The organism is Enterovirga rhinocerotis (assembly GCF_004363955.1).
Lineage (GTDB): Bacteria > Pseudomonadota > Alphaproteobacteria > Rhizobiales > Beijerinckiaceae > Enterovirga > Enterovirga rhinocerotis.
In genome coordinates this window covers 366,936-393,873 of the sequence record NZ_SNZR01000013.1, presented here as the reverse complement: position 1 = coordinate 393,873, position 26,938 = coordinate 366,936, and the positions used below count along the sequence as shown (strand labels likewise).

Below are 26,938 nucleotides of genomic sequence, written 5' to 3'. Positions count from 1 at the left end.
ACGTCCACTCACTACACTACCGAATACTCTCCGAGCCACTCCCCGCCCCCGTCTTTGCGAGCGCAGCGAAGCAACCCAGCCCATCCGCAGCGCGTCGCCCGCTGGGTTGCTTCGTCGGCTTCGCCTTCTCGCAAGGACGGGTTCGGCGAGCGTCCTCACTTCGTATCGGCGAGCCGCAACTCGAGGCTCTCGGCGCGGCGGCGCCAGGCGGCCTCGTCGAGCGGCGCGACCTGGACCGTGCCGCCGACGGCCGCGAGAAGCGTTCCGGATCCGTCCCAGGCGAGCCAGTCGGCCGGGCGGCTCGAGGCCGAGCGCGCGCTGCCGTCCGATGGCTCGAAGGCGAGATCGCGGGCGGGATCGCCCTCCCCCTTCGCGCCGCGCCAGACATAGGCGCGCCCGTCCGTCCCAAGCGCGGCGAGGCGCTCGCCATCGGGGCTGAAGGCGACCGAGCGGGTCGCCGGCGACTCCGTCCGCAGCACGCGCCGCCCCGAACCGGCCGTCTCGAAGAGCCGGACGGCCTCGTCGTCGCCCGTCACCGCGAGCCAGCGGCCGTCGGGGCTGACGCCGAGGCTCCCCGGTGCGCCGCGCTCGGCCGGCGGCAGGTCGGGCGAGGCGGCACGCAGGACCGTATGCGTCTTCGCCGCGACGTCCCAGCGGCGAAGCTCGCCCTTCACGTAGCTCGCATAGAGCGCCTTGCCGTCGGGTGAGGCGGCGAGGCCCCAGGCATCCGCGCCGGGGCCGAGCGAGGGCAGGAACGTCTCCGAGCCCCCACCCGGATCGACGAGCGCGATCCGCCCGTCCGAGAGCGCGACCGCGAGGAGCCGCCCACCGTCGAGCCAGGCGACGCCGGGATTGGCCTTCGCATCCCAGCGTCGGAGGACAGGCTTCGCCTCTCCCGAGGCGGGCCAGATCGCAAGCGTGCCGTCCTCGTAGACGACCGCGATCCGGCCGTCGGGAGCAAAAGCCAGGGCGCGCGGATCGAGACCGTCCCCGAGCCGGAGCGTGCGCAGCACGCCGCCCGTCCGCCGGTCGAAGACCGTCACCCGACGATCGCCCGCAGCCGCGACGAGGTCGCCCGCAGGAGACGTCACGATGCGCGACAGGCGCCCCGCGTCGCGCGGATGCCAGCGGGCTCCGACCGCATCGGCGGCCGGCGACGGCGTCCAGACCCGGATGAGCCCATCGGCATAGGCCGTCCCGAGCAGCGCCCCGTCGGCGCTCCAGGCGAGGGAGCCTGGTGCGCCCTTGTGCCCCGGCAGGCGGGTCACGGGGCCGAGCGACCAGCTGCCATCGGCATCGCGCAGCACGCGCATGAGGCAGGCCGCGTTCTCGGCGCAGGAGACGGCGAGGTCGACCGCATCGGGCTCGCTGCGCGGCCGGAAGGCCAGCACCGTCACCGGCCGGCCGATCGGCGCCGTGCGCGTCAGCAACGCGCGGCTCACGACGTCGAAGAGCGCGATCTCGCCCGCCTGCGTTCCCGCGGCGACGCGCTCGCCGCGCGGGGAGAGGGCGAGCGCCGTGACCGGGCTGCCGAGGTCGATCGGCTCGCCCTGCTGCACGCCCGCCGCGTCGTAGAGCGTGAGACGACCGTCCTCGCCTCCGACGGCGACGACGTTTTCGGCCTCGTCGATCGCGACCGAGCGGGGCGGGTCCTCGCCGATCGTGCTCGCGGCGCAGGCGGGGCGCTCCGGACCCTCGCCGCCGCAGGTGACGATGGAGGTGCCCTCCGCCTCCGCCCGCACGATCCGCCGGCCGGCCGGCCCGATCGCCGCCGCCCAGACGACGCCGTCGCCGGACTTGATCCCGGTCGCGAGCCGTCCCTCGCGCCCCCAGCCGACGATGCCGCCGTCGGAGAGCGACGCGAGAAGCCAGTCGGGACGCGTGAAGCGGAATGCCCGCACCATCGCGTGGCCGGCTTCGAGATCGCCGATCCTGGGCGAGGGCCAGCCGCCTCCCGCAGCCCGGCCGGGAAGCACGAGGCTGCGCAGGGCCGCGCCGCGCGAGGCGAAGCCGAGCGAGCCGTCCGGCAGCCAGACGAGGGCCTGGGCCGGATCGGGCGAGGCATGGCTCCCGACGAGATCGGGCAGGTCGAGCAGCGCCGTCAGCAGGGCCGAGCGCGTGTCCTCGCGCGGCCGGTCGCGATAGGCCCGATAGGCGCTGCGCACGGCGGCGGCCGCGTTGTCGTCGCGGAGTTCGCCCTGGGACCGGGCGACCCAGCGCCCGGCCTCCGCGGCGGCGAGGGCGTCGTCGCGCTCGCGGGCCTGGAAATGGTTCAGGACGGCGAAGCCGCCGGCCGCCGCGAGACCGAGCGCGACGGCGATCGTCGCGGCGATGGCGAGGCGCATGAAGCGACGCGTCGCCTGCGTCTTCTGCTCCGCCGCGACCTTGTCCGCCTCGGCGAGCCTGACCTGGCTGTCCTTGAGCCGGCGCTCGTTCTCGAGCTGCTCCTCGCGCGCCTTCGCCTCGGCATCGTCCCGCTCGCGGCAGCCGGCGAGATACTCGGCCGCGCCGCGATGGACGATGCCGCCGAGATCGGGCCGCGCCGCGATGGCCTCCGCCTCGGCGAGGCGGGTGCCGGTATGGCTCAGCCATTCGGGACCGCGCGCATTGGCCTCCCAGTCGCGCGCGCCGCGCTTGACGCCGTCGAGCACGGCGAGCGCCGCGAAATCCTCGTCGAGCCAGCCGCGCAGAACGCCCCATTGGCGCAGGAGCGCCTCATGCGCCGGCTCGACCGTGACCTCCGTCCGCTCGACGCCTCCCTCCTTCACCGTGACGCGGTCGACGGAGAGGAGGCGCTGCTCGACGAGAAGGCGCACGAGCGGCTCGGCATCGGCCGGAATGTCCGACAGACGTGCGAGGCGCCGGCGCGGCGAGCCCGTATCCGGGTCGATCCCCGCAAGCCAGGGGATCAGGCCGCGGCGCAGCAGAAGAAGCCGGGCCTCCGGATCCCTCGGCACGCGCGGGTCCCGATCGGCGGCCAGCATGACGCGGCGCACGGCGGCCTCGATGGCGCCCTGGATGCCGCCGAACTCCTCGTAATCGGCGAGGCCGAGCGCGCCGCTGCCGCCGAAATCGACATAGAGCTGGCCGAGGGTGAAGGCGAGGAGCGGCAGCGCATCCGAGCCGCCGCCCTTCTCGATGTCCTGGAGCAGCCGCTGCGTCAGGCGCGGCTCGATGGTGAGCGGGCGGTTCGTGCCCGACAGGCGCGCCGCCGGGCCCTCGATCACGGTCTGATAGGCGCCGCGCGGCATGGGCAGGAGCGCGAGCGCCCGCTGGCGCAGCCCCTCGAGCGGCTTCGCCGTCTCGAGGTGATCGTAGGCGTCCGAGCGGATGGTGAAGAGGACGATGACCTCCGGCTCGTCGCTCGCCACGAGGTCGCGCACCAGCGAGAGGAGCTGCTCGCCCTCGCCGTCGGAGAAGATTTCCTCCGCCTGGTCGATGGCGATGGTGATGGCGGGCGGTTTTCGCGCCTCGCCCGTCACCATGCCGGCGAAGACCTTGGCGCCGAGCTGCGCGAGGAGCGGCTTCAGCGCCGCGCCGCCGGCGGCGATGGCCTGCCGGATCGCGGCCCGCGACAGGGGGATGCGGTGCGCCTGAAACGCGCTCTCGATCGACGCCAGCAACCCGGCCTCGCCCGAGACGGCGCCGCCCCCCGGCCGGATGACGGGGAGGGAGAGGAAGGTCCGGTCGTCGCGCGCAAGGCGCGGCAGGAGGCCGGCGCGCAGATAGGAGGATTTGCCCGCGCCCGAGGCGCCGAGGATGACGAAGAGGCGCGGCGCGGCCATCTCGGCGAGCCCGCGCAGCATGTCGAGGCCTTCGACGATCGGCGCCTCGCGGCCGAAGAAGATGCCGGCATCCTCCTGCTCCAGCGGCTTCAGCCCGCGATAGGGCGCCCGGCCGGGGTCGTGATCGGGCGGCCAGGGGAAGAAGCGCGGATCGAGCCCGGCCTTGTTGAGCCCGTCCTTCAGGCGGAACAGGCCCTCGCGCGAGAAGGTGACGTGCACCTCCTCATGGGTGCGCGGCAGCTCCGCCCTGAACATCCGGTGGTCCGAGCCCGAGGCGAGGTCCGCCATCTGGAAGGTCTCGGTGATCTCGCCCGGCAGGTCCTCGACCGGGATGACCTCGATCAGCGCCCCGAGGAGGCGCTTGTTGAGGCGGCGGGCGAGTTCATATTCCTTCCGGCACCAGCGCGAGGCGATCCAGCCGCGCGAGACGAGGAACAGCACCACCTCGCAGCGCGACGCCGCCTCGTTCAGCGCCCGTTCCCAGCGCTCGCCCGCCGCGATGCCGCGATCGGGCGTCACGTCGAGGAAGACGTCGTCCCAGCCCTGCTCCTTGAGCCAGAGGTTGAGCGCCGCCGCTTCGGGATTGTTCTGGCTCGAATGGCTGATGAACAGGCGCGACATGAAGGCGGCGATCTCCGGTCGTCCACCCTCGCGCTAGAGTTGGGCGCGATTGGGGTCAACGGGGGCGGGGTTCGACAGGTTGGACCGATTCCACTATCGCAGGCGTCTCCCGATCCCACCGCCTCCGTGAGCCCGATGGCGAAAGCCGGCTTTTCCGACGCCTCCTCCCCGACCCGCCCCGACACCACCTTCTGGCCGATGATCGCCGTCGTGCTGGCCGTCGCCGCGCTCGGCCTGATGTGGGAGCGCGTGCCGCAGGGCGGCGGGCTCGGCTGGGACGGCACGATCTATGCCCGGATGGTGGCCGATCTCGGCGGCATGGTCGCGAGCGGTGAGCTCAGCGCCTACCACGCCCAGCGCATCCTGCCGGCCCTCGCCGTCAAGGGGATGCTCGCCGTCGTCGGCGCGGCTCCGACGGATTCGGCGATCCTGTGGGCCTTCAGCCTCTACAATCTCGCGCTGATGCTGGCCTCGCTGTTCCTCTGGCGGGCCGTAGCGGATGTATACGCGCTCGGCACCGGCAGCCGCTGGATCGGCTTCTGCGCCCTGTTCCTCAGCTTCCAGGCCGCGAAGCTGACCTATTACTATCCGCCGCTGACCGACATGACGGCGCTGACCTTCGGCCTCCTGACGCTGTTCCTCTATGCGACGCGCCGGCCGGCGCTGCTGATGCTGGTCTCGATCCTCGGGGCCTCGTCCTGGCCGACCCTCAGCGTCTGCGGCGCGCTGCTGATCCTGTTCCCGCGGCCCGAGCCCGGCGCGCCGCCCGCGCCGGAGACGCCGCTCCGCCTGCGCCCGCTCGTGACGGCCTATCTCGCCGTCGCGGCCATCCCGATCGCGCTCTACCTCGTGATGATCGCGGCCCCGGCGGCCTCCTGCGCCGTCGCGGCGCCGCCGCTCGTGGCGACGGTCGAGACCCTGACCCGGCTCGGCATCCAGTCGCTCAAGGGCGGGGAAGTCCTGGGCGAGCCCTGCGCGGCGGTCAGGCGCCTCCTGACCTCGATCCCCTCCGTCCTGGCCGTCATCCTCGGCCTCGCGGCGATGCTGGTCCCGCTCGCGACGCGCGCGGGGATCGCGTGGCACGTGAGGCGCATCCGCCCGCTTCACGTGATCTACGCCGTGCTGACGATCCTCGTGCCGATCCTCGTCGTGAAGCTGATCGCGAATCCGAGCGCGCCGACGCCCTCCTCGATCCGCTATCTGGCGCTGATCATCATGATGCCGCCGGAGGGCAAGGTCTTCATGCCGCTGGTCGGCACCTTCGTCTATTGGGGGCCGCTGGTCCTCGTCGCGATCCCGCTCTGGCAGGAATTCTGCCGGGCCGTGCGCGGCCTCGGGCTCGGGGCGGTGCTGACGATCGCCTTCACGCTTCCGTTCGGCCTTGTCGGCGAAGGGCGCTTCCTGACGGCGGCATGGCCGTTCATGGTGCTGGCGATGGCGCTCGTCCTGAACCAACGGCCCCTCGGCCGGGCCTTCTGGATCGCCTTCCTCGTCGCGACGGTGGCGCTGGCGCAGTTCTGGCTGCCGCTGAATATCGGCCCCTGGACCGGCGGCTCGCTGGAGCATCTGCTCGAATTCCCGAAGCAGATGTACTTCATGCATTTCGGGCCGTGGATGAACTGGGCGACCTTCAGCCTCCAATTCGTGTTCATGGCGCTCGTCGCCGCCTGGCTCTACGCGACGCTGCCGCGCCGGCGGCAGCCGGAGACAGTCGCGCCCTGATCAGGCGTCCGGGGGAGCCGGACGCTCCGGCGCCTCCCGCTCGACCACATCGCTCAGGATCCGGAGCGGGCGCTGCTTGGTGTTCTCGAAGGTCCGCCACAGATAGGAGCCGAGCACGCCCTGCACGGCGAGCGAGGCCGAGCCGAAGAAGGTCAGCAGCAGCACGATCGTCGCGTAGCCGGGCTCCTTGATGAAGCCGACGAGACGCGCGAGCACGACGATGACGCCGAAGCCGAGGCTCAGCAGGCAGCCCAGCACGCCGAACCAGAGCAGGAGCAGGATGGGCAGGTCCGAGAAGGAGAAGATGCTGTCCATCATGTAGCGCAGCCGGCGCGAGACGTTCCAGGCGCTCTTGCCGATCAGCCGCTTGCGCCGCTCATAGGGCACGAATGTCCGCCGGAAACCGACCCAGAACAGCTGCGCGATGAGCGAGGAATTCGGCTCGCGGATCGTGAGCAGCACGTCGCGGACGGCGCGGTTGCAGGCGAAGATGTCGACCCCGCCCGGCGGGATGTCGGCGATGACGAGGCGCCTGTAGAGCCACCAGAACGTCGAGGACAGCGCGTCGCGCACGATCGAATCGCTGCGCCCGGTCCGCTGGCCGAAGACGACGTCCGCCTCGCCCCTCTCGAGCACCTCGAAGAAGCGCAGGATGAGTTCCGGCGGCTCCTGGAGATCGGCCGCCATGGCGGCGAAATGCTCGCCCGTCGCGAGTTCGAGCCCGGTCCGGATCGCCGTGAACGAGCCGAAATTGCGGCTGTGCAGAGCGATCTTGGACGCGAAGCCGAAGCGCTCGCGTGCCGCGAGCAGGGCCTGGGCGGAATTGTCGGGCGAGCCGTCGACCACGAACACGGCTTCGAGGCGCCCGCCGAGGCGGGCGTTCAGGTCCTCGATCGCCGCGACCAGGGACGGGATGTTGTCCTCGTTCCCGTAGACCGGCACGACGAGAGACAGGCGAGGCGCCGCGGAGCCGGCCCCATCCTCCCCGCCGATGACGACATCGCTCACCAAAAACGCTCTCCGACGGGCCCTGGATCACGGCATACCCGGCGCGGGCATCCCACGCCAACATCCCCCGCGAACATCACGTCATCCGCGATCCTGACGCACGCGCCGGGCCCCCAGCGACCGAGTGATATCTCACTGTCAAAAACTTCGTATATGGTCCGCCGCCGCATTTGCGAATCATGTATTCGTTTGTAATTTTCGAACATATCCGACAACAAATTATGATCTGCATTCGATCGTGACGGATACGTGAAAGACAATGTGGTGGTTATGCCACATGAAACGAAGGATGACGCGCGGAACGCGCGAATAAGATTGATCACAAAGTCGCCAGACGCCATTGAGAGCCAGCGACGGGGGGCAATCTCCGAAGCAATTCAGCCGAACGGTCCGACGTCCGAACGTTCGGCAGAATATGACGGACCATCGAAAGGAAGCCAGCGACCGGCCAATCGGGTCGCATCTTCCCTTCGAGCCATCGAATCTAACTTTGGAGATCGAAATGAAATTCGTGAGGAGCCTTCTCCTCGGGTCGGCCGCAGGCATCTGCGTGGCCCCCGTGGCTCAGGCTGCCGACCTTCCGGCGCGCGCCGTCGCCCCGGTCGAGTACGTCCAGGCCTGCTACACGGCCGAGCGTAAGAGCAACCGCAGCCTGAACGGCTTCTTCGCTCTGCCCGGCACGGATACCTGCCTGCGCATCAGCGGCCGCGCCCGGTTCAGCTACCAGTATACGTCCAGCCGCGGCGAATCGAGCATCCTCGGCAACAACCGCGGCTTCGTCGGCGGAGACAATTCCGGCTTCCAGACGCAGGCGCAGATCAACCTCGACGCCCGCACCAAGACGGACCTCGGCACGCTGCGGACCTTCATCCGCGTCATCGCCGGCTACAACAGCGGCGGTCACCTCAATTCCGGCACGACGCAGCGCATGGCTTACGGCTATCCTGCTCTCGGCATGGATACGTTCGGCCGCGCCCAGTCGCAGATCTATCTCGACAAGGCCTTCATCCAGTATGTCGGCTTCACCGCCGGTCGCGCCGCCTCGTTCTTCGACTTCTACGCCCACGACGTCGAGTTTATCGGCGCCACCTCGGGCTCGAATGTCGGCAGCACGAACCTCCTCGCCTATACGGCGACGTTCGGTGGCGGCTGGTCGGCCACGATCTCGATGGAAGACCCGATCGCCCGCCGTCAGCCGCGCTTCGCGGACTTCGCCGCCGGCAGCGCCATCACGGGCAGCCCGAACTTCGGCAACCTCGCCGGACCGTTCACGCAGGGCGTGTCCTATATCGGCTCCAACGGCCAGACGCGCGTCGCGAACTACGACGTCGTCCAGCGCTCCTCGGTTCCCGACTTCGTGGCTGCGGTCCGCTACGCCGCTCCGTGGGGTGCCGCGCAGGTCTCGGCCGCGATGCACCAGCTCAGCGGCGGCCGCCTGATGAGCGTCGGCGCGCGTGGCGCCTCGACCGGCACCGGTCTCGCCCAGGCCATCGCCGACGGCGTCCCGAACAAGGTGAAGGACGAGTTCGGCTGGGCCGTGCAGGGCGGCCTGAAGGTCAACCTGCCGCAGCTCGCGCAGGGCGACGTTCTCTGGCTGCAGGCTGCCTACTCGGAAGGCGCCCTCTCCTATGCCGGCCACCCGGCCCGCATGGTCGGCGGTGCGACGCTGAGCAACGTCTATAGCGGCCGCTTCCTCGTCAGCACCGTGGACTCCTTCATCGGCGCCGACGGCAAGCAGAAGCTGACGGAAGCCTGGTCGGTCAGCGCGGCCTTCCTGCACTACTGGACCCCGCAATGGCGTTCGGCGGTGTTCGGCTCCTACGGCGAAGTCGCCTTCGGCAAGGGTGCCCGCACCCTCATGACCGATGTCCGCGGCAGCGCTGCCGGCGCCCAGTTCGACGGCCGTCTGCACGATTACAGCATCGCGGTCGTCGGCGCGAACCTGATCTGGTCGCCGGTCCGCGGTCTCGATATCGGCGTCGAGGGTGTCTACACCCGCGCCGACCTCAAGGGCGGCCGCGTCGCCGACCTGACCTACGGCTCCCAGAACTTCAACAACCTCGTGGCCGGCGTCGGCGGCAAGACCGCCAAGTCCGACGACCTCTGGGCGTTCCGCATGCGCGTCCAGCGCGATTTCTGATCGCCGCCACCGGTCGGGTCGCTCCGGCGATCCGACCGGCTCGGTGCGATCCCGATCGCGCTCCTCCCTGTGGCCGATGGTTCCAGCCGACGGCCGCAGGTTCGAGCCCCGAACCTCGGCTCACCACCTTAGCCCCGGCCCCCGCGCCGGGGCCTTTTTTGTGGGTTCGACGTGCCGCCGTCTCAGGCGTCCGGCACGTTCCGCTCAAGCTCGGCGAGCCAGGGGCCGGCCGAGGAATCGGAGGGCGCCCGCCAGTCGCCGCGCGGCGAGAGCGAGCCCCCGGCCACGACCTTCGGCCCGTTCGGCAGCGCCGAGCGCTTGAACTGGGCGAAGCCGAAGAAGCGCTTCAGGAAGATTGCCATCCAGCGCCGGATCGTCGCGCGGTCATAGGCGCGCCGCCCCGCCTCCGGGAAGGCGGGGGGCCAGGCTCCCGTCGCCGGATCGCCCCAGGCCCGCTCGGCCAGGAAGACGATCTTCGAAGGCCGCATGCCGTAGCGCAACGTGTAGAACAGGTTGAAATCCTGAAGCTCGTAGGGCCCGATCGTCGCTTCGGTGCTCTGCGTGCCGCCGGGGATGAGTTCCGGCGAAATCTCGGTGCCAAGGATGTCGATGAGGACCTCGCCGGCCTCCTTCTCGAACTCGCCCGAGGCGGCCACCCAGCGGATCAGGTGCTGGATCAGCGTCTTCGGCACGCCGGCATTGACGTTGTAATGGCTCATCTGGTCGCCGACGCCGTAGGTGCACCAGCCGAGCGCGAGTTCGGACAGGTCGCCTGTTCCGATCACGATGCCGCCATGCTGGTTGGCGAGCCGGAAGAGATAATCCGTGCGTAGGCCCGCCTGCACGTTCTCGTAGGTCGCGTCGTAGACGGGCTCGCCCCTCCCGGCCGGATGGTCGATCGTCTCCAGCATCAGCGTCGCGGTCGGGCGGATGTCGAGGATGCTCTGCGTCACGCCGAGCGCGCTCATCAGCCGGATGGCGTTGGTCTTGGTCTCGTCCGTCGTGCCGAAACCCGGCATCGTGTAGGCGAGGATGTCGGTGCGCTTCAGGCCGAGCCGGTCGAAGGCGGCGGCGGTGACGATCAGCGCATGCGTCGAATCGAGGCCGCCCGAGACGCCGATCACGACGCGCTTCGTGCCGGTCGCGCGCAGGCGCTGCTCGAGCCCCGCGACCTGGATGTTGTAGCCCTCGTAACAATCCTGCCGCAGCAGGGCGTCGTCGGCCGGCACGAAGGGGAAGCGTTCCAGCACCCGTTCGAAGCCGACATCGCCGCGCGGCGGATCGAGGCGGAAGGCGATCGTCCGCAGGGCGTCCCGCCCGGGATCGGCCCCCTCGACCACGCGCCGGTTGTCGTCGAACGTGCCCATCGCGGCGCGTTCGAGCCGGATCAGGTCGAGGTCGAGATCGGCGACGGTGATCACCGCGCCGTCCGCGAAGCGGGGCCCCTCGGCGAGGAGGCTGCCGGCCTCGTGGATGGTGGTCTGGCCGTCCCAGCCGAGATCGGTGGTCGATTCCCCCGCCCCGCCCGCGGCATAGAGATAGGCGCCGTTATAGCGCATCGAGGCGGATCGGCAGAGCAGCTCGCGCGAGCGCGCGCGGCCGATGGTGATGGGGCTGCCCGAGAGATTGGCGAGCACCGTCGCGCCCGCGAGCGCGAGCCCCGCCGCCGGGGGCACCGGGATCCACATGTCCTCGCAGATCTCGATGCCCAGCACGAGGCCGGGCAGGTCGGTGGCCGAGAAAAGGAGATCGGTCCCGAAGGGCGAAGCGAGCGCTCCGATCCGGATGTCCTCGCGAGGGGCGCCGGACGCGGAGGCGAAGTGGCGCGCCTCGTAGAACTCCCGATAGGTCGGCAGATAGGTCTTCGGCACGACGCCGAGAAGCCGGCCGCGATGGATCACGCAGGCAGCGTTGTAGAGCCGCGAGCCGTGGCGCAGGGGGGCGCCGACCACCAGGACCGGCATGAGATCGGCCGAGGCCTCGACCAGCACCGCGATCGCCCGCTCGACCCCGTCGAGCAGCACGTCCTGATGCAGCAGGTCCTCGATCGCGTAGCCGGACAGGCACAGCTCCGGGAACACCGCGACCGCGACCACCCGGTCGTGGCAGAGCCGCGCAGCCTCGAGCACCGCCGCGCCGTTCGCGGCGGGATCGGCCACGGCCGAGCGGATCGTGCAGGCCGCCGCCCGCGCGAAGCCGTGCCGGTAGAGGGAGCGGAAGTCGAAATCGGCGGGCGCAACCATCGTCACCTCATATGGCGATCGGGCGGGCGGGGCCAAGGACGCTCACGGAAAGCCCCCGCCTCGCTGCCGGCCCGCGAGCGCGGCTCAGCCGAGCTCCGCTTCGAGCAGAGCGAGGGCCGCCGCCGCGAAGACCCGCATGTTCCTCGCTCGGTCGCCGTGGCCGGTCTCGAGCGTCGTGACCCGTTCGGCGGGGCCGCTCAGCGCGAAACAGGCATGGCCGGCGGCATCGCCGTAGCGGTTGCCCGTCGGCCCCGCAGCTCCGGTCTCCGAAAGCCCCCAGCTCGTCGCGAAACGCTCCCGCACGCGCGAGGCGCAGAGCGCCGCATACGGCTCGGATGCGGAGCGGATGCCCCTCTCCGTCATCTCCCCGGCCGTGATCCCCAGCAGGACCTCGCGCGCCTTGAGGGTGTAGACGACCGCCCCGCCCATGAAGAAGGCGGAAGCTCCGGGCACGGCCAGCAGCGCCGCCGAGATCAGCCCGCCGGCCGACGATTCCGAGATGGCGATCGTCTCGCCGCGCGCGATCAGCCGCGTGCCGACGCGCAGGGCGACAGCGTCGAGTTCGTCCATCGGGCACCTCCAGCCCCCGCCGCGGGGATTAATCCTTCCTTGGCTGTTCCAACCGATCGTGTCGAGAACGATCGGCGATGCGTGGTTTGCGCGTCCGTGAGATCGCAAGTGTGTTGGAGCGGCGACACTTGGGCGGCGAAAGCGGTGGTAGAGTGCACACCAACTGTCGTGCTGCCTCGAAGAGTGGCAGACAGTCTCCGACGTCGGAAACAGGGTAGCCGGTTGATCCATCTCCGCACCACGGCGCGCGTCCTCGGCATCGCTGCACTCCTGTGCACGGCGGGCTGCTCGACGCTGCCTACGACGGGCCCGACGACCGATCAGGTCGTCTCGAACGGCGACAACCCGAACGAGCGGCGCTATGTCATCACCGATCTCGACGAGCGCGTCGTCAGCATCCTGAACGGGCTTTCCGGCCCTTCGCTGCGCGCCCGCTTCGGCGACTACCGGCCAGCCCCCGAGAACCGGATCGGGGTCGGCGACGAAGTCAGGATCAACATCTGGGAGGCGGCGGCCGGCGGTCTCTTCTCGGGCCCGCCCTCGGTGCCCGGACAATCCTCTGGCGCGCGGATGTCCTCGATCCCGGATCAGGTGGTCGGCCGGGACGGCGCGGTCACGGTTCCCTATGCCGGGCGCATCCAGGTCTCGGGGCGGAGCCCCCAGGCGGTCGAGCAGGTCATCCTCGAGCGGCTCGCCGGCAAGGCGATCGAGCCGCAGGTCCTGGTCACGGTCTCGCGCAACATCTCGAACAGCGTCACCGTCACGGGCGAGGTCACGAGCGGCGCGCGCATTCCGCTGAGCGCCAGGGGCGACCGCATCCTCGACGCGGTGGCGGCGGCCGGCGGCGTCCGCGGCGCGGTGCACGAATCCTTCGTCCGCCTCACCCGCGGCCAGCAGACCGTCACCATGCCGATGGAGACGATCCTCGCCAATCCGCAGGAGAACGTGGCGCTGCGCGGCGGCGACATCATCACCGTCGTGCGCGAGCCGCAGACCTATACGGCCTTCGGCGCCGTCGGCCAGCAGACCGTCGTCCCCTTCGGCCGGATCACGCTCTCCCTCGAAGAGGCCGTGGCCAAGGCCGGCGGCCTGCTCGACTTCCGGGCCGATCCCGACGGCGTGTTCCTGCTGCGCTTCGAGCCGCCGAGCACGGTGCGCGCGATCCAGCCCGGCCGGGCCATCGACGCGCGGGAGCGCCTGATCCCCGTCGTGTACCGGCTGACGCTGCGCGATGCGAAGAGCTACTTCCTCGCCCGCAGCTTCCGGATGCGCGACAAGGACACGCTCTACGTCGCCAACGCCTCCGCGGCCGAACTCCAGAAGTTCCTGAACCTGATCGGCTCGCTGACCGCGCCGATCACCTCGGGCGCCCGGACGGCCAACGCTTTCTGACGCGGCGGCGCCCCGATCGGGCGCCGCGGCCGCGGGATCTCCGCTCCCGACGGGCACGTCCCGCCGTCACGCCGTGGCACGGGTCCGCCCGATGGACGGCCTATCGGGCGGCGCGATGTCTCCGCCCCCGCCGCGAGGCCTTGGCTTCGCGCGCGATCCGTGCGTTCTGGCGCCCACGATCCGCAGCATCCGAAAACGGGACCCGAGATGAAGTCACGCGCCGCCGTCGCCTGGGAAGCCAACAAGCCGCTCACCATCGAGACCATCGATGTCGAGGGTCCGAAGGCCGGGGAAGTCCTGGTCGAGGTGATGGCGACGGGCATCTGCCACACCGACGCCTACACGCTGTCGGGGCTCGACAGCGAGGGCAAGTTCCCGGCGATCCTCGGCCACGAGGGCGCGGGCATCGTGCGCGAGGTCGGCGCGGGCGTCACCTCGGTGAAGCCGGGCGACCACGTCATCCCGCTCTACACGCCCGAATGCCGCAATTGTAAGAGCTGCCTGTCGCAGCGCACGAACCTCTGCACCGCCATCCGCGCGACGCAGGGCCAGGGCGTGATGCCGGACGGCACGAGCCGCTTCTCCTGCGAGCCGGTCAGCCGGAGCCGCGACACCGTCTTCCACTATATGGGCTGCTCGACCTTCTCGAACTTCACCGTGCTGCCGGAGATCGCGGTCGCGAAGGTCCGCGAGGACGCGCCTTTCGACAAGATCTGCTATATCGGCTGCGGCGTGACAACCGGCATCGGGGCCGTCGTCAACACGGCCAAGGTCTGGCCGGGAGCGAACGTCGCGGTGTTCGGCCTCGGCGGCATCGGCCTCAACGTGATCCAGGGCGCCCGCATGGTCGGCGCCGACAAGATCATCGGCATCGACCTCAACAACGACAAGCGCGCCATGGCCGAGAAATTCGGCATGACGCATTTCGTCAACCCGAACGAGGTCGGCCTCGACAAGGTCGTGCAGGCGATCGTGGATCTGACGGGCGGCGGCGCCGACTTCTCCTTCGATGCGACCGGCAACGTCAACGTGATGCGCCAGGCGCTCGAATGCTGCCACCGCGGCTGGGGCGAGTCGATCGTCATCGGCGTCGCCGAGGCCGGCCGGGAGATCGCGACGCGCCCCTTCCAGCTCGTCACCGGCCGCGTGTGGAAGGGCACGGCCTTCGGCGGGGCCCGCGGCCGCACCGACGTGCCGAAGATCGTCGACTGGTACATGGAGGGCAAGATCAACATCGACGATCTGATCACCCACACCATGCCGCTCGACCAGATCAACCACGGCTTCGACCTGATGCACGAAGGCAAGTCGATCCGGAGCGTCGTGGTCTACTGACCGGCGCGCGATGGCATCGTCACATCGCGGCCACGGTCGGATCGTTAATAAGGAAGTAACCACGGCGTGATGACGCCCCCCGTTGCGGTAAGAACGGGGTAAGATTAACGCTCCTAACGATGGGCCTCGCGCCGGGCGCAAAGCCGGGCGGGGCGATGGGGTCTGTGATGAAGCGTCTTCTGGCCGTGTGCGCCGTCGTGCTGTCGCTCGGCGCCTGCAACGATGCGGCTCATCGCTCGGCGGCTCCCATCCCGACCAAGACCGTCGCCCTCATGTCCTCCAAGGGCATGTCGAAGTCCGACCCGATCCTGGTGCGGGTCTACAAGAAGGAATCCGAGCTCGAGGTCTGGAAGAAGGTCAACGGCCGCTACGCGCACCTCAAGACCTTCCCCATCTGCCGCTGGTCAGGCCAGCTCGGCCCGAAGAAGCGCGAGGGCGACCGTCAGGCGCCCGAGGGCTTCTACACGGTGACGCCCTCGCAGATGAACCCGAACTCCTCGTTCCATCTGTCCTTCGACACCGGCTATCCGAACGCCTTCGACCGCGCCAACGGCCGGACGGGATCGCATCTGATGGTCCACGGCGACTGCTCGTCGAGCGGCTGCTACGCGATGACCGACGAGGGCATCTCCGAAGTCTACGCGATCGCGCGCGAGGCCTTCGCCGGCGGGCAGCGCAGCTTCCAGCTCCAGGCCTTCCCCTTCCGGATGACGGCCCAGAACATGGCGCGGCACCGCCAGGATCCGAACATCGCGTTCTGGCGGAACCTGAAGCAGGGCGCCGATCATTTCGAGGTCGCGCGGCTGGAGCCGAAGGTCTCGGTCTGCCGGGGGGAATATTCCTTCAATGCCGGCGCTGACGGATGCCGGGAGGACCAGGGCGCGGCCGCCGCGGTCGCCCAGAAGGCGACGGAGGACAATCGCGAGATCGCCAGCCTCGTCGCGGGCGGCGCTCCCTCCGTCCGGACCGTCTATTCCGATGGCGGACAGCATTCCAGCTTCCGCCCGGGCGCCACGATGTTCGGCGGCGCGGGCTATACCGGCCGCATCAGCCGCCCCGAGGCGCTGGCGGCCGGACCGCGCGAGATCCCCGTCGAGGGCGACGGGGCGAAGGCCTCCTCGGCTTCGGCGCGAAAAACGGATGGTCGGGCCGGCCAGGCCTCGCCGGCCGCCGCGAAGCCTGCGATGAAGGCCGAGCAGCCCTCGTCCAAGCCCAAGCTCGCATCACGCACTCAGCCCTGAGGCGAGAGCGCATCCACTCGCCCACCGCCTCGTTCCGGCCGGTCGTCGCGAGCGACCGCCGGGTGCTCTGACGATCGGAGCGGCGGGCAAGCCGGCGAGGGACGCGCGGATCGCCGCGATCGCGCTGGTTGCCAAGTCGACGACCCGCCTTTTTCGACGCACCTGTCGTCCTCGGCCGGCCGGCCGGACTGTGGCGGCAATGTGACACCACATGAGTACGATTCCAGCATCACACCTACTTGCCTCATTCTTGAGCAAGTGACGTCAATTTCACGTCGCGCAATTTCAAGTCGTCGCGCACGCTCCTCGTCGGAATAACAGTTTTCGATGGGGGATTACTCAATGTCGCGGGCTTCTTTCAAGTCAATCATGGCGGGCGGGGCGCTGACCCTCCTGGCCTTCGGCGCCGGTGCCGCCGACCTGCCGGGCGCACCGAAGGTGCTGCCGCCGGCCGCCGCCACGCCGGCCGAGTCGACCCCGGTCGATTTCATCTTCGGCACCAAGTTGATGTCCGACTACAACTTCCGCGGCATCAGCCAGTCGAAGCGTGACTTCAGCGTCATGGGCTATGGCGAGCTGCAGCTCTTCGACAACTTCCTCTATGCCGGCGTCGCCGGCAACAAGGTCAACCTGCCGACCGGTCCGAGCGCGGAAGTCAACTTCACCGGAGGCATCAGGCCGAAATTCGGCCCCTTCACGTTCGATCTCGGCGTCATCTACTACTACTATCCGGGCGAGCGCGCCCTGATCGATGCAACCGGCACGTATCTCTCGGTCCGCAACACGGACTTTCTGGAATACGGCGGCAAGGTCACCTACGTCCCGAACGACGACTGGCAGTTCCAGGCCGGCGCCTATACGACCGGAAACTGGCTCGGATCGCACGCGGCCGCGACCTGGGTCTTCGGCAACGCCAAGTACAACATCCCGTCCGGCGCGCTCGGCTTCATGCCGGCCGGCTTCTCGGTCTCGGGCGAGTACGGCCACTACTTCCTCGGCACGTTCAATTCCGGCTTCGCCGGCGGCCCCTTCGCCCTGCCGGACTACAATTACGGCAATGTCGGCATCTCCTACACCTGGGAGGTGTTCACGCTGGACGTCCGCTACCACACGACCGACCTGTCGAGCACGAAGTGCTTCGCCCTCACGGGGGATCCGCGCGGCATCAATTCGGGGTCGGGCCGCTCGAACTGGTGCGGCGACACCTTCGTCGCCTCGCTCTCGATGGACCTGACCGCCTCGAAGCTGCCCGGCATCTTCGCACCGAAGTAAGCCTCGCCTCCGAACGAAGCCCAAGCGAAGCGCGCCCTCCGGGGCGCGCTTCCGTCATGGTCAGCGACCCGTCCGGACCCTGGTCCAGAGGCGGGTGACGATCCGCTGCGTGCGGTCGTCGTAGGCCGTGTTGGTGAAGAGCCGCGCCATCACGTCGGGCCCCGGATAGATGCCGGGATCGGCCGCGACGTCCGGCCGGATGAAGTCCTTGGAGGCGAGCACGCCGTTCGCGAAGGCGACCTTGTTCGAGTTCGCCGCCGCGACCTCGGGCCGGAGCATGAAGTCGATGAAGGCATAGGCCTCGTTCGGATGCTCGGCCTCGGCCGGGATGGCGAAGCTGTCGAACCACATCAGCGCCCCCTCGCGCGGGATGTGGTAGGCGATCGAGACACCGTTCTTCGCCTCTTCCGCCCGGCGCTTGGCCTGGAGGATGTCGCCCGAATAGCCGATGGCGAGGCAGATATCGCCGTTGGCGAGCGCCGCGATGTATTCCGAGGAGTGGAATTTCTGCACGTTGCCGCGGATGGCCATGAGGGCATCGGCGGCGGCCCTGAGATCGGCCTCGGCCTTCGAATCGGCATCGCGGCCGATCGCCTTCAGCACGCCCGGCAGGATGTCCTCCGGCGCATCGAGGACGTGGATCCCGCAATCCTTGAGCTTCGCGGCGTTCTCGGGCTTCAGGATCAGGTCCCAGCTGTCGAGCGGCACGTCGCCCAGCCGCTCCTTCACCTTGGCGACGTTCACGCCGATCCCTGTCGTGCCCCACATGTAGTTCACGGCGTATTGGTTGCCGGGATCGTAGGCGGCGAGCCGGGACGCGATCTCGGGCCAGGCCTGCTTCAGATTGGGCAGCTTGGCGCGGTCCAGCTTCTGGAACACGCCCGCCCGGATCATGCGCTGCAGGAAGGGGCCCGACGGCACGACGACATCGTAGCCGGACTTCCCGGCCAGAAGCTTCGTCTCGAGGATCTCGTTGGTGTCGTAGGTGTCGTAGACGACCTTGATCCCGGTCTCGCGGGTGAAGGCCTCGAGCATGCGCGGCTCGACGTAATCCGACCAATTATACACGTGAACGACCTTGTCCTGCGCCTCGGCGGGCATCGCGAGGGCGGGAAGGACGAGACAGGTGGCCGCGAGCAGAGCGCGGCGAAGCATGGTCATGATGGGCGGTCTCTCCGTGCCGTGAGGAGCCCGACACTCAGCGATCGCGCGAGGCGAGACAAGTGCGGCACTCTGTTCCCCGCAAGGCCCGTTCATGCTCTAAGGCCGCCTTCCTCGCCGCCTCGCGGCACAGCCGAGCCGACCCATGACCGTCCGCCTCCACCGCGGAGACCTGCCCGCCGATTTCCAGCCCGGAACGGCGATCGCCGTCGATACCGAGACGCTCGGCCTCAACCCGCATCGCGACCGGCTCTGCGTCGTGCAGATCTCGCGCGGCGACGGCTCGGCCGACGTCGTCCAGATCGCGGGTCAGTCGGGCGAGCCCGAGAACCTGAAGCGCGTGCTGGCCGACGCGACGGTCACGAAGATCTTCCACTTCGCGCGGTTCGATCTCGCCGTCCTCTATCATCGGCTCGGAATCATGCCGCAGCCCGTCTACTGCACGAAGATCGCATCCAAGCTCGCGCGGACCTATACCGACCGGCACGGCCTCAAGGACCTCTCCCGCGAGCTTCTCGGCGTCGACATGTCGAAGGCGCAGCAATCCTCGGATTGGGCTGCCGAGACCCTGAGCCAGGCGCAGCTCGACTATGCCGCCTCCGACGTCCTGCATCTTCACGCCCTGCGCGACCGGCTCGACATGATGCTCCGGCGGGAGGGGCGGAGCGAACTCGCGGAGGCGAGCTTCGCCTATCTGCCGACGCGGGCGAAGCTCGACCTCGCGGGCTGGGGCGAGGCCGACATCTTCGCGCATAATTGACGCGACCGCGTCACCGCGGGGCTCTCGCCCCTTGCGCGAACGGCCCGGCGAGGGCATGTGCGCGAAGACATGTGTGCGAAACCTGAGCCGGGCTATCCTGGCCTTCGCTGCGTGGCCGAATCAGCGGCCACAACTTCGCCACCAGGCGGGGGCATTGCCTCGCGTCCTCCACGCAACGGGATCGATCATCGGTGAGTGGCACCACCTTGGCACTCGCATCCTTGCCAGGTGCGTCCAACTTCCCGGCAGGGCTGCCCGCGCCGCGCCGCTCCCGGACCTTCGCGGCCGCGCGCCGTCATTCCCGCTTCGTGCGGTTCCTGAAATTCGTCATCCCGGTCGGCTCGCTCATCGCCGTCGCCGCGGTTGCGGCCGTCAGCCTCTTCAATCCGCTCGGCCGGATTCCGGGCCTCACCGTCGGCCCGATCTCCTTCTCCGGCTCGAAGATCGCGATGGAGGCCCCCCGCCTCACCGGCTTCCGCAAGGACAACAAGCCCTATGAGGTGACGGCCCAGGTCGCCTATCAGGACATCCGCAAGCCGAACGTGATCGAGCTGAAGGACATGAAGGCGAAGCTCGCCGTCGACTCGTCCGGCGGCATCGCCAATCTCGTGGCGAAGACCGGCATCTTCGATACCGGCAAGGAGCATCTCGACCTCAAGGACGACATCAAGATCTGGACGGCGAAGGGCGAGACGGTGCTGCTCAAGACGGCCTCGGTCGATTTCAAGACCGGTTCGGGCGTCTCCCGCGATCCCGTGCAGATCGACACCCCGACGCTCAGCCTCCAGGCCGACGGGATGGAGATCGCCGAGAACGGCCAGCGGATCACCTTCACGGGCCGCGTCAGGACGACGCTGGTTCGCGCTCCCGAGGCCCGGAAATCCGGTGCCGCCCAGCCCGGCCCGGCAGGCGCGCCCGCAAAGTTCTCCCAGGCCGAAACAGGCGATCGCCGATGACGACGTTCCGCATCCTTCTGCCGATCGCGGCGCTGGCCCTGGGCCTCGCCGCACCGCTCGCGGCGACTCCCGCCGCGGCTCAGGGAGCCAAGCCCGGCGCATCGGGCGGCGGCGCTCTCGCCGGCGTCGGCTCGTCCAAGGAGCCGATCTCGATCGATGCCGATCGCCTCGACGTCTTCGACAAGGAAGGACGCGCCGTCTTCTCCGGCAACGTGATCGCGGTGCAGGGCGACACCAACATGCGCTGCACCGAGATGAACGTCCTCTACGAATCGAAGCGGGCCGAAAAGGGCGAGCCCGGCGCTGCCGCCAGCCCCGCGCCGACAGGGGGCCTGCCGACCGACAGCTCGATCCGGAAGATCGAGTGCAAGGGGCCGGTGACGATCAAGACCAAGACCCAGACGGCGACGGGTGACCGGGCCGAGTTCGACCGGGTCGTCAACAAGGTCTTCCTCATCGGCAACGCGGCCCTCAGCGACGGCACGAACGTGATGAAGGGCGAGCGGGTCGCCTACGATCTCAATACCGGCGTCGCGAACGTGGTGGGCGGTGGCGGTGGGCGGGTGCGCGCGCTGATCGTCCCGGGGGCCGAGAAGGACAAGCCGAAGCCCCGCTGACGCCCGAAGACCGGCCTGTGGTGCGGTTGCGCACCGATGCGGGCGGGAGCCTGCGCGAATGAGACGGCATGGCCTCTTTGGAACCGTTGCGGATTTCCGCACCCGGCCCTAAGGACCCGTATCGCCCTGGGCCATTCTCCTCCTTGAAGCTGTTCTCGCAGAGCACCGGCCAGGCGCCGGATGCCGATCCGCCCTCAGACGTCGCCCCTTCGGCCGCGCCTCCGTCGAAGCGCGGCATGTTCGGCCGCGCGTCGAAGGAGGTGCCGAGCTTCGGCGGACCGGGCATCCTGGCCGTCTGGGGGCTCGAGAAGAGCTATCGCGGCCGCAAGGTCGTCAACGAGGCCTCGCTCGGCCTCCGCCGGGGAGAGGCCGTCGGCCTCCTCGGACCGAACGGCGCCGGCAAGACGACGATCTTCTACATGATCACCGGGCTCGTCGCGGCCGATCGCGGGCTGATCAGCCTCGACGGAAACGACATCACGCGCCTGCCCATGTATCGCCGCGCGCGGCTCGGCATCGGCTATCTGCCGCAGGAAGCCTCGATCTTCCGCGGCCTCAGCGTCGAGGACAACATCCTCGCCGTGCTCGAGGTGGTCGAGCCCGACCGCAAGACGCGGGCGCGCAAGCTCGAGGAGCTTCTCGAGGAGTTCGATATCGCGCGCCTGCGCAAGTCGCCCTCGATCGCGCTGTCGGGCGGCGAGCGGCGGCGCTGCGAGATCGCCCGGGCCCTCGCGGGCGATCCGTCCTTCATGCTGCTCGACGAGCCCTTCGCCGGCATCGACCCGATCGCGGTCGGCGACATCCAGCAGCTCGTCCATCATCTGAAGGCGCGCGGCATCGGCGTCCTCATCACCGACCACAACGTGCGCGAGACCCTCGCCCTCACCGACCGCGCCTACATCATCCATTCGGGCCGCGTGCTGACCGAGGGCAAGCCCGACGAGATCATCGCCAACGAGGACGTCCGCCGGCTCTATCTCGGCGAAGATTTCCGGATGTGAGGCGGGCGCGGCGCGTCAGCCGAAACCGAGGAAAAGAGCCAGGGAACGGCTGACGGACAGCATCGTCTGGTCGTCGATCCGACCGAACGGCGCGCCGATCCTCCCGCGCCGGACCGTCATCGCCTTATCCACCATGATCTGCGAGACTTCGCGCAGCCCGTTCATCGGATCGGGAACGACCTCGATCCGCAGGAGCGGAGCGTCGGTCAGGGTGCCCGTGAGCAGAAGCACCGTCACCGTCGCCGTCTCCTCGAAACGATCCGACTGGATGACGAGGGCCGGCCGCGGCTCGCCGAAATCCCCTTGAATCGCAACCGAGACGAGGTCGCCTCGTCTCATCGTTCATCCGCACTTTCGACATCCGAAAGCGCGGCATCGAGAAAGGTCATGAGATCATGATCGGCCGTATCGGCGGCCGCAACCACGCCGGATTGGCGACGGCACTCGTCTGCGAAGCCGGGTCGGCGAGAGTCCGGCATCCATAGCTGAACGGGCCGCAGTCCGGCGGACCGCAAAGCCTCTCGCCGCTTCCGGACCCGATCGTTCACGGCCGTTGCCAAGGCAGCCTCCGTCGATTTCGTTACATGTAACGTAGGCAGCCCGGCCCGATGCGTCAATCTCGGCTTCGACGCCGTCGACAGCTATCATGCCGGTTGCTAAGCGACCCCGCGACCTTCGCAATGGAAGACATGATGAGCGACCTCGCCACCACGATCGATGCCGCCTGGGAGGACCGGGCCAACGTCACCGCCGCCACCAAAGGCGCTGTGCGCGAGGCGGTCGAGGCGGCGATCGCCGCGCTCGATTCCGGCAAGGCGCGCGTCGCGGAGAAGAGCGGCGGCGAGTGGCAGGTCCATCAGTGGCTGAAGAAGGCCGTGCTGCTCTCGTTCCGCCTCAACGACATGGCGCCGATCTCCGGCGGCCCGGGCGGGGCTCCGTGGTGGGACAAGGTGCCCTCGAAGTTCGAGGGCTGGAACGCGGACGGCTTCAAGGCTGCCGGGTTCCGCGCGGTGCCGAACTGCATCGTGCGGCGCGGCGCCTATATCGCGCCCGGCGTCGTGCTGATGCCGAGCTTCGTCAATCTCGGCGCCTATGTCGACGAGGGCACCATGGTCGATACCTGGGCGACCGTCGGCTCCTGCGCCCAGATCGGCAAGAACTGCCACATCTCCGGCGGCGCCGGCATCGGCGGGGTACTGGAGCCCCTCCAGGCCAATCCCGTGGTCATCGAGGACAATTGCTTCGTCGGCGCCCGTTCGGAAGTCGCCGAGGGCGTGATCGTCGGCGAGGGCTCGGTCCTCTCGATGGGCGTCTTCCTCGGCGCCTCGACCAAGATCGTCGACCGGCAGACCGGCGAGGTCTTCGTCGGGCGCGTGCCGCCCTATTCGGTGATCGTGCCCGGCTCGCTGCCCGGCAAGCCGCTGCCCGACGGCACGCCCGGCCCGTCGCTTTATTGCGCGGTGATCGTCAAGCGCGTCGACGCGCAGACGCGCTCGAAGACCGGAATCAACGAACTCCTGCGCGACTGAGGCGTCGGCCATGGCCGCCGAAGGGGCGACGGACGTCGTCGCGCTCGCCCGGGCGCTGATCCGGTGCCGCTCCGTCACGCCTGCCGATGACGGGGCGCTGGAGGTCTGCGCAGCGGCGCTCGCATCGGCCGGTTTCAAGATCGAGCGGCCGGTCTTCTCCGAGCCCGGCTATCCGGACATCCCGAACCTCTATGCCCGCCTCGGCACGGCGGGGCCGTGCCTCGTCTTCGCCGGCCATACCGACGTCGTGCCCCCCGGCGACGAGGCGGCCTGGCGGCACGACCCCTTCGGGGCCGTGATCGACGAGGGCTGGCTCTACGGGCGCGGTGCCGTCGACATGAAGGGCGGCGTCGCGGCCGCCCTCGCGGCGAGCCTTGCCTTCGTCGCCGAGCGAGGCGCCGGTTTCGGAGGCTCGATCGCCTTCCTCCTGACCGGCGACGAAGAGGGACCCGCCGTCAACGGCACCGTGAAGCTGCTCGACTGGGCCGCCTCGCGCGGCGAACGCTTCGATGCCTGCGTGCTCGGCGAGCCGACGAACCCGGCCGTGCTCGGCGAGATGGCCAAGATCGGCCGGCGCGGCTCGCTCACCGGCCGCATCACGGTGCGTGGCAGGCAGGGCCATGTCGCCTATCCGCATCTCGCGGCGAACCCCATCCCCATCCTCGCGCGGATCATCGAGGCGCTCTCGGACACGCCCCTCGACGAGGGCACGGCGCATTTCGACCGCTCGAACCTCGAATGGACCACGGTCGATACCGGCAACGGCGCGACCAATGTCGTGCCCGGCGAGGTGCGGGCCGTCTTCAATATCCGCTTCAACGATCTCTGGACGCCGGACAGCCTCGCCGCCGCGATCCGATCGCGCGTCGCGACCGCCGCCGGGCGGGCGGAGGTCGACCTCCGCTTCGATCCGACGAACTCGGTCGCCTTCCTCACCGAGCCTTCCCCGTTCGTCGAACTCGTCGCCGAGGCGGTGGAGGAGGTCTGCGGACAGCGCCCTGCCCTCTCGACGACGGGCGGGACGTCCGATGCCCGCTTCATCAAGAACCACTGCCCCGTGGTCGAGTTCGGCCTCGTCGGTCAGACGATGCACGCGGTCGACGAGCGTGTCTCGCTCGACGACCTGACGACGCTCGCGGCCGTCTACCGCGCGATCCTCGGGCGGATGTTCCCGCCGCGCTGAAGGCAGGGCGCTGTGCTCCTGATCCTGGGAGCCTAACTCGAAATAGGAGACTCCCCTTCCTCATGCTGAGGTGGCGACCGGAGGTCGCCCTCGAAGCACGCACAACGGTCGTGCGTCCTTCGAGGCTCGGCTTCGCCGAGCACCTCAGGATGAAGAGGGAGGGAGGGAGTTTCCGCTCCGGCCCATCAGATCGTCACGACGACGTTCCCCATGGCCTGGAAGCTCTCGACCATCTCGTGGGCGGCCGTGATCTCGTCCAGCGGATAGCTGGCGGCGAGGGCATGGCGGACCTTGCCGGCTGCGAGCCAGCCGTTGAGCGTCGCGACGGCCTCGCTGCGGGGCTCGGCGGCGAGCTCGTAGACGATGAACCAGCGCACCGCGACGCCCGCCATGACCATCGGCCCGAACTCGGACACCACCTCGTTCTTGCTCGATCCATAGACGACGCAGAGGCCGTCCTGCCTCACGATCTGCGGCAGGAGGCGCATGTTCGTGGTGGCGTCGACCTCGACCACGCGGTCGACGCCGCGTCCACCCGTCGCCTCGCGCACGCGCTGGACGACGTCCTCGCGCTTGTAGTCGATGACGACATCCGCGCCCGCGTCCCGCGCATGGGCGGCTTTCGCCTCCGAACTCACCGTGGCGATGACCTGGGCCGCCCCGAGCAGCTTCGCGAACTGCACCGCATAATGGCCGACTGCGCCCGCCCCGCCCGCGACGAAGACGCTCCGGCCCTCGACCGGCCCGTCGACCGTCACCGCGCGATAGGCGGTCAGCGCGGGGATGCCGAGGCAGGCGCCTTCCTCGAAGCTGGTGCCCTCCGGCAAGGTCACGGTCTGGTCCGCGGGCAGCACGATGAACTCGGCCGCCGTGCCGAAGGGCCGCTTCCACTGCCCGTTCCAGATCCAGACGCGCTCGCCGATGCGGCTCTGCGCGACGCCCGAACCGACCCGGTCGATCGTGCCCGCCCCGTCGCTATGCGGGATCACCCGGGGAGCGACCATCGGCCGGGAGCCGGCGCGCGTCTTGACGTCGGACGGATTGACGCCCGAGGCCGCGATCCGGACCCGCACCTCGCCCGGACCAGGCTCGGGATCGGGCATCGTGCCGACCGTCAGCACCGTGCGGGCGGGGCCGTTCGTCTCGTACCAGGCAGCCTTCATGTCTGTTTCTCTCCCGTGGAATGGTCGGCCTTCGACATAGCCGTACCGCCCCGGTATAGCGATCCGCGTCAGCCCCAGGGAGGCCGTTGCGATGCACCGCTTTGCCGTTCTGACCGTCGTCATGCTCGGCGGCTGCGCCGCCTCGTCCGCGCAGGACCCGAAGCCGGTGGGCATGGCGAATCCGGCCTCGGTCCATTGCGTCAAGCTGGGCGGACGGCTCGAGATCCGGAACGGCCCCGGCGGCCAGACGGGGTATTGCCATCTGCCCGACGGGCGCGTGGTCGAGGAATGGAAGCTCTTCCGCGAGACGAACCCGGTCCGGCGCTGAGCGGCGGCCCCAAGCGAACGGTTCGATCGACGGTCGGCTTGAATCAGGCCCCATGACGGGGCTGCAGGAGAGGAAACGAGGCATGAGCAAGGGCGTGGCCGCCATCACGGGCGGCGCGAGCGGGATCGGCGAGGCCTGCGCACGGGAATTCGCGAAACAGGGCTACGAGGTCGCCGTGCTCGACCGGAACATCGAGGGCGCCGAGCGCGTCGCCCGCGAGATCGGCGGCAAGGCGAAGGCGCTCGATGTCGGCCGGGAGGATGAGATCGAGGCGGTCACGGCCTGGATCGAGGACACAATGGGGCCGGTCGAGGCGCTCGTGAACAGCGCCGGGATCATCCAGGTCCCCGTCCGCCCCTCGGACCTGCCGATGTCGGTCTTCGACGACGTCGTGCGCATCAACCAGCGCGGGCTCTACCTGTGCTGCACCTCGTTCGGCCACCGGATGGTGACGCGCAAGCGCGGCGCCATCGTCAACATCGCCTCGATCTCGGGCATGGTGTCGATGCCCCTTCACGCCTACGGCCCGTCGAAGGCTGCGGTCGTCTCGATCACGGAATGCCTCGCGGCCGAATGGGGGCCCGTCGGCGTGCGGGTCAATGCCGTCTCGCCGGGCTACACGCTGACCCCCGCCGTCCAGGGCGCGATCGAGCGCGGCCAGCGCGACCCGGCCCAATTGTCGCAATCGGCCGCCCTCCAGCGCCTGATCGACCCGTCCGAGATCGCGACGGTCTGCGCCTTCCTCGCCTCCCCCGGCGCCTCGGCCGTCACCGGCATCAACGTGCCGGTCGATGCCGGGCTTCTGTGCGGCGTCACCTGGACGCAATATGGCGGCATGCGCATGCCGCTGAGCAACGAAAGCTGAGACGGGAGGCGCCTGGCGAGGCCGGAGAGGATTCGTCTTTCCCGGC

Annotated in this window: 22 protein-coding genes; 14 read left to right on the top strand and 8 right to left on the bottom strand. The window is 69.4% G+C overall.

Annotated features, from left to right (window positions below; genetic code table 11):
- Window positions 1-155: 155 nt before the first annotated feature.
- A complete protein-coding gene (locus tag EV668_RS13510; protein WP_133770854.1) occupies window positions 156-4,406 on the bottom strand; it encodes a toll/interleukin-1 receptor domain-containing protein in 4,251 nt (1,416 codons plus the stop codon).
- 135 nt (window positions 4,407-4,541) lie between these two features.
- Here EV668_RS13510 and EV668_RS13505 point away from each other — a divergent pair, with 135 nt between their 5' ends.
- A complete protein-coding gene (locus EV668_RS13505) occupies window positions 4,542-6,128 on the top strand; it encodes a hypothetical protein (RefSeq protein WP_133770852.1) in 1,587 nt (528 codons plus the stop codon).
- Here EV668_RS13505 and EV668_RS13500 read toward each other — a convergent pair whose 3' ends face one another.
- Window positions 6,129-7,136, bottom strand: coding sequence for a glycosyltransferase family 2 protein (locus tag EV668_RS13500; RefSeq protein WP_208111538.1), 1,008 nt, complete (start codon window positions 7,134-7,136; stop codon window positions 6,129-6,131).
- A gap of 502 nt (window positions 7,137-7,638) precedes the next feature.
- Between EV668_RS13500 and EV668_RS13495 the strand changes: the two genes are divergently transcribed.
- Window positions 7,639-9,276, top strand: a complete 1,638-nt coding sequence (locus EV668_RS13495; RefSeq protein ID WP_133770850.1) for a porin — start codon at window positions 7,639-7,641, stop codon at window positions 9,274-9,276.
- Window positions 9,277-9,458: 182 nt separating this feature from the next.
- On the opposite strand, the gene EV668_RS13490 is transcribed toward EV668_RS13495, so the two are convergent.
- Both EV668_RS13490 and EV668_RS13485 read right to left on the bottom strand, forming a co-directional pair.
- Window positions 9,459-11,519 (bottom strand): NAD(+) synthase, encoded by a 2,061-nt coding sequence (locus tag EV668_RS13490; protein ID WP_133770848.1) that lies wholly within the window; start codon window positions 11,517-11,519, stop codon window positions 9,459-9,461.
- 84 nt (window positions 11,520-11,603) lie between these two features.
- Window positions 11,604-12,089: a CinA family protein gene (locus tag EV668_RS13485; protein ID WP_133770846.1), complete on the bottom strand. Its 486-nt coding sequence runs from the start codon at window positions 12,087-12,089 to the stop codon at window positions 11,604-11,606.
- Between the two features lie 222 nt (window positions 12,090-12,311).
- On the opposite strand from EV668_RS13485, the gene EV668_RS13480 reads away from it, so the two are divergent.
- From EV668_RS13480 to EV668_RS13465, 4 genes are all read left to right on the top strand, one after another.
- Window positions 12,312-13,481, top strand: coding sequence for a polysaccharide biosynthesis/export family protein (locus EV668_RS13480; RefSeq protein ID WP_245513159.1), 1,170 nt, complete (start codon window positions 12,312-12,314; stop codon window positions 13,479-13,481).
- A gap of 207 nt (window positions 13,482-13,688) precedes the next feature.
- Complete coding sequence (locus EV668_RS13475) at window positions 13,689-14,816, top strand: S-(hydroxymethyl)glutathione dehydrogenase/class III alcohol dehydrogenase (RefSeq protein ID WP_133770844.1); 1,128 nt, start codon at window positions 13,689-13,691, stop codon at window positions 14,814-14,816.
- A gap of 167 nt (window positions 14,817-14,983) precedes the next feature.
- Complete coding sequence (locus EV668_RS13470) at window positions 14,984-16,057, top strand: L,D-transpeptidase family protein (protein ID WP_133770842.1); 1,074 nt, start codon at window positions 14,984-14,986, stop codon at window positions 16,055-16,057.
- A 342-nt stretch (window positions 16,058-16,399) separates the two neighbouring features.
- Window positions 16,400-17,329: a TorF family putative porin gene (locus EV668_RS13465; RefSeq protein WP_166652459.1), complete on the top strand. Its 930-nt coding sequence runs from the start codon at window positions 16,400-16,402 to the stop codon at window positions 17,327-17,329.
- Between the two features lie 60 nt (window positions 17,330-17,389).
- Here the strand turns inward: EV668_RS13465 and EV668_RS13460 are convergent, their stop codons facing one another.
- Window positions 17,390-18,430, bottom strand: coding sequence for a polyamine ABC transporter substrate-binding protein (locus EV668_RS13460; RefSeq protein ID WP_245513254.1), 1,041 nt, complete (start codon window positions 18,428-18,430; stop codon window positions 17,390-17,392).
- A 205-nt stretch (window positions 18,431-18,635) separates the two neighbouring features.
- Between EV668_RS13460 and EV668_RS13455 the strand changes: the two genes are divergently transcribed.
- From EV668_RS13455 to lptB, 4 genes are all read left to right on the top strand, one after another.
- On the top strand, window positions 18,636-19,250 hold the full coding sequence (locus tag EV668_RS13455; RefSeq protein WP_133770836.1) for a ribonuclease D: 615 nt from the start codon (window positions 18,636-18,638) through the stop codon (window positions 19,248-19,250).
- 206 nt (window positions 19,251-19,456) lie between these two features.
- Window positions 19,457-20,206, top strand: coding sequence for an LPS export ABC transporter periplasmic protein LptC (gene lptC, locus EV668_RS13450; protein ID WP_133770834.1), 750 nt, complete (start codon window positions 19,457-19,459; stop codon window positions 20,204-20,206).
- A complete protein-coding gene (locus tag EV668_RS13445; protein WP_133770832.1) occupies window positions 20,203-20,823 on the top strand; it encodes an LptA/OstA family protein in 621 nt (206 codons plus the stop codon). The genes lptC and EV668_RS13445 overlap by 4 nt, the downstream gene beginning before the upstream one ends.
- 68 nt (window positions 20,824-20,891) lie before the next feature.
- The gene (lptB, locus tag EV668_RS13440) at window positions 20,892-21,824 is read left to right on the top strand and encodes an LPS export ABC transporter ATP-binding protein (protein WP_425359624.1); all 933 of its coding nucleotides are present in this window, start codon (window positions 20,892-20,894) and stop codon (window positions 21,822-21,824) included.
- 15 nt (window positions 21,825-21,839) lie between these two features.
- Here the strand turns inward: lptB and EV668_RS13435 are convergent, their stop codons facing one another.
- On the bottom strand, window positions 21,840-22,163 hold the full coding sequence (locus EV668_RS13435) for a type II toxin-antitoxin system PemK/MazF family toxin (protein ID WP_133770830.1): 324 nt from the start codon (window positions 22,161-22,163) through the stop codon (window positions 21,840-21,842).
- Window positions 22,160-22,372 carry an antitoxin MazE family protein gene (locus tag EV668_RS13430; protein ID WP_425359629.1) on the bottom strand — a complete coding sequence of 71 codons (213 nt, stop codon included), beginning with the start codon at window positions 22,370-22,372 and terminating at the stop codon, window positions 22,160-22,162. Before EV668_RS13430 ends, EV668_RS13435 begins: the two co-directional genes overlap by 4 nt.
- A 141-nt stretch (window positions 22,373-22,513) precedes the next feature.
- On the opposite strand from EV668_RS13430, the gene dapD reads away from it, so the two are divergent.
- Complete coding sequence (gene dapD / locus EV668_RS13425; RefSeq protein WP_425359623.1) at window positions 22,514-23,353, top strand: 2,3,4,5-tetrahydropyridine-2,6-dicarboxylate N-succinyltransferase; 840 nt, start codon at window positions 22,514-22,516, stop codon at window positions 23,351-23,353.
- A 10-nt stretch (window positions 23,354-23,363) separates the two neighbouring features.
- A complete protein-coding gene (gene dapE / locus EV668_RS13420) occupies window positions 23,364-24,536 on the top strand; it encodes a succinyl-diaminopimelate desuccinylase (protein ID WP_133770823.1) in 1,173 nt (390 codons plus the stop codon).
- A gap of 185 nt (window positions 24,537-24,721) precedes the next feature.
- Here the strand turns inward: dapE and EV668_RS13415 are convergent, their stop codons facing one another.
- On the bottom strand, window positions 24,722-25,699 hold the full coding sequence (locus EV668_RS13415; RefSeq protein WP_133770821.1) for an NADPH:quinone reductase: 978 nt from the start codon (window positions 25,697-25,699) through the stop codon (window positions 24,722-24,724).
- A gap of 91 nt (window positions 25,700-25,790) precedes the next feature.
- Between EV668_RS13415 and EV668_RS13410 the strand changes: the two genes are divergently transcribed.
- Together EV668_RS13410 and EV668_RS13405 are read left to right on the top strand one after the other, a co-directional pair.
- Window positions 25,791-26,027, top strand: coding sequence for a putative hemolysin (locus tag EV668_RS13410; RefSeq protein ID WP_133770820.1), 237 nt, complete (start codon window positions 25,791-25,793; stop codon window positions 26,025-26,027).
- 82 nt (window positions 26,028-26,109) lie between these two features.
- Window positions 26,110-26,892, top strand: a complete 783-nt coding sequence (locus EV668_RS13405; protein ID WP_133770818.1) for an SDR family NAD(P)-dependent oxidoreductase — start codon at window positions 26,110-26,112, stop codon at window positions 26,890-26,892.
- Window positions 26,893-26,938: the final 46 nt, after the last annotated feature.

Coding starts and splice junctions, on each gene's coding strand:
- EV668_RS13510 (WP_133770854.1), bottom strand. CDS start 4,406: ATGTCGCGCCTGTTCATCAGCCATTCGAGCCAGAACAATCCCGAAGCG.
- EV668_RS13505 (WP_133770852.1), top strand. CDS start 4,542: ATGGCGAAAGCCGGCTTTTCCGACGCCTCCTCCCCGACCCGCCCCGAC.
- EV668_RS13495 (WP_133770850.1), top strand. CDS start 7,639: ATGAAATTCGTGAGGAGCCTTCTCCTCGGGTCGGCCGCAGGCATCTGC.
- EV668_RS13490 (WP_133770848.1), bottom strand. CDS start 11,519: ATGGTTGCGCCCGCCGATTTCGACTTCCGCTCCCTCTACCGGCACGGC.
- EV668_RS13485 (WP_133770846.1), bottom strand. CDS start 12,089: ATGGACGAACTCGACGCTGTCGCCCTGCGCGTCGGCACGCGGCTGATC.
- EV668_RS13475 (WP_133770844.1), top strand. CDS start 13,689: ATGAAGTCACGCGCCGCCGTCGCCTGGGAAGCCAACAAGCCGCTCACC.
- EV668_RS13470 (WP_133770842.1), top strand. CDS start 14,984: ATGAAGCGTCTTCTGGCCGTGTGCGCCGTCGTGCTGTCGCTCGGCGCC.
- EV668_RS13465 (WP_166652459.1), top strand. CDS start 16,400: ATGTCGCGGGCTTCTTTCAAGTCAATCATGGCGGGCGGGGCGCTGACC.
- EV668_RS13460 (WP_245513254.1), bottom strand. CDS start 18,430: ATGCCCGCCGAGGCGCAGGACAAGGTCGTTCACGTGTATAATTGGTCG.
- EV668_RS13455 (WP_133770836.1), top strand. CDS start 18,636: ATGACCGTCCGCCTCCACCGCGGAGACCTGCCCGCCGATTTCCAGCCC.
- EV668_RS13445 (WP_133770832.1), top strand. CDS start 20,203: ATGACGACGTTCCGCATCCTTCTGCCGATCGCGGCGCTGGCCCTGGGC.
- lptB (WP_425359624.1), top strand. CDS start 20,892: ATGGCCTCTTTGGAACCGTTGCGGATTTCCGCACCCGGCCCTAAGGAC.
- EV668_RS13435 (WP_133770830.1), bottom strand. CDS start 22,163: ATGAGACGAGGCGACCTCGTCTCGGTTGCGATTCAAGGGGATTTCGGC.
- dapD (WP_425359623.1), top strand. CDS start 22,514: ATGATGAGCGACCTCGCCACCACGATCGATGCCGCCTGGGAGGACCGG.
- dapE (WP_133770823.1), top strand. CDS start 23,364: ATGGCCGCCGAAGGGGCGACGGACGTCGTCGCGCTCGCCCGGGCGCTG.
- EV668_RS13415 (WP_133770821.1), bottom strand. CDS start 25,699: ATGAAGGCTGCCTGGTACGAGACGAACGGCCCCGCCCGCACGGTGCTG.
- EV668_RS13410 (WP_133770820.1), top strand. CDS start 25,791: ATGCACCGCTTTGCCGTTCTGACCGTCGTCATGCTCGGCGGCTGCGCC.
- EV668_RS13405 (WP_133770818.1), top strand. CDS start 26,110: ATGAGCAAGGGCGTGGCCGCCATCACGGGCGGCGCGAGCGGGATCGGC.